Origin of the sequence: Streptomyces sp. NPDC048417 (assembly GCF_040651615.1) — a bacterium.
Classification (GTDB): Bacteria; Actinomycetota; Actinomycetes; order Streptomycetales; family Streptomycetaceae; genus Streptomyces.
In genome coordinates this window covers 1-1,580 of record NZ_JBEZKI010000087.1, presented here as the reverse complement: position 1 = coordinate 1,580, position 1,580 = coordinate 1, and the positions used below count along the sequence as shown (strand labels likewise).

General features: G+C 71.6%; 2 protein-coding genes. One reads left to right on the top strand and one right to left on the bottom strand.

Annotation, left to right across the window (positions count from 1 at the left end; translation table 11 throughout):
- A partial coding sequence (locus tag AB0D59_RS51080; RefSeq protein WP_362580076.1) for a helix-turn-helix transcriptional regulator occupies nt 1-776 on the bottom strand: 776 nt, incomplete at its 3' end.
- Between the two features lie 105 nt (nt 777-881).
- Here AB0D59_RS51080 and AB0D59_RS51075 point away from each other — a divergent pair.
- Nucleotides 882-1,580, top strand: a complete 699-nt coding sequence (locus tag AB0D59_RS51075) for an SDR family NAD(P)-dependent oxidoreductase (RefSeq protein ID WP_362580073.1) — start codon at nt 882-884, stop codon at nt 1,578-1,580.

The following is a 1,580-nucleotide window of genomic DNA, read 5'->3' as shown; positions in this document are numbered from 1 at the left end:
GTGTCGCCGTCGGTCAGGACATCGCAGTCCACCGTGACCGGGCCCACCGACGGGTGATCGACCCTCTTGTGGACCTCGCGGTTCGCGGTCACCTCTCCCTTCGCCCACAGCTCGGCGAACCTCTGGTTGCCTGCGTTCAGGTCGCGGACCAGCGCGGCCAGGCGGCTGTCCCGGGGGAAGCGGCCGGTGGCGCGGCGCAGATCGCAGACGAGGGCGGCGTCGGCGGTGTCGGGGTCCGTCTCGGTGACCGGCCACAGCGCGAGGGGGGTGTGATCGGCGCCCACCGGGAATCTGTCGCGGGCGAAGTTGCGCATCCGCGGCGGCGAGGCCAAGGGGTCTCCCAGCAGGGCGGCCCACCCGTGGTTCCACCACACCAGTTGCCAGTCGGCCGCGAACACGGCCACCGGTACGTCTCCGAGGCGGACGAGTACCCGTTGCATACCGGGCGGGAGATGGTCGCAGATCGTGCCGTCCGCCGGCGGCACGATCTGGGCCAGCCGGTAGAGGTGGTCCCGCTCGGCGGTGGACAGTTGGAGAGCGCGCGCCAGGGACGCCACCACCGACGCCGAGGGTGTCGTGGCCCGCCCCTGCTCCAGGCGCACGACGTAGTCGACCGACACTCCGGCCAGGTCGGCCAGTTCCTCGCGCCGCAGCCCGACAGCCCGGCGCTTGCGGACGACCGGCAGCCCAGCGGCTGACGGGGGCAGCCGGTTCCGCCACGTGCGGATCGCCGCGCCCAGTCCGGCCCCGGGCGGTGTCGTCGTCATGCTCTTCATCCTCCCGCGTCCCCGATCACATGCGGGGGCGCGAGGGTGGTACTGGTCTTCCCACCGTCGAAGCGTCCCTGGTCCGGCTCCCTCGTCAAGGCAACTATCGAAGGCATGACGATCACTTTCATCACCGGAGCCAACAAGGGCATCGGCCGCGAGACCGCCCGCCGCCTCATCGCGTGCGGTCACACCGTTCTCCTGGGAGCCCGCGACCGTGAGCGGGGTGAGGAGGCAGCCGCCGCGCTGGGCGCACGCTTCGTCCCCGTCGACGTGACCGACGACGCGTCCGTGGCCGCCGCCGCCGCGGACGTCGCCGAGCACGAGGGCAGGATCGATGTCCTGATCAACAACGCGGGGGTCCAGGGTCCCTTCGGTGATCCCGGCGACCTCACCGCCGCCGACGCCCGCGCCGTCCTCGACGTCAACGTCATCGGCGTGGTCCGCACCACCACCGCGTTCCTGCCGCTGCTGCGCCGTTCGGACGACCCCGTGATCATCAACGTCAGCAGCGGCATGGGCTCCCTCGCCTTCACCCACGACCCCGGCCGGTCCGAGTCGCACGTCGTCGTGCCGCTGTACGCCTCCTCGAAGGCGGCGCTGACGATGTTGACCACGCAGTACGCCAAGGGGCTCAAGGGCATTCGCGTCAACGCCGCCGACCCCGGCTACACCGCGACCGACATAAACGGTCACAGCGGCCCCCAGACCGTCACCGAGGGCACGGACGCGATCGTCGCCCTCGCCACCGAGGGGCCCGGTGCCGGCACCGGACGCTTCATCGACCGCCATGGCGAGATCGCCTGGTCCTGA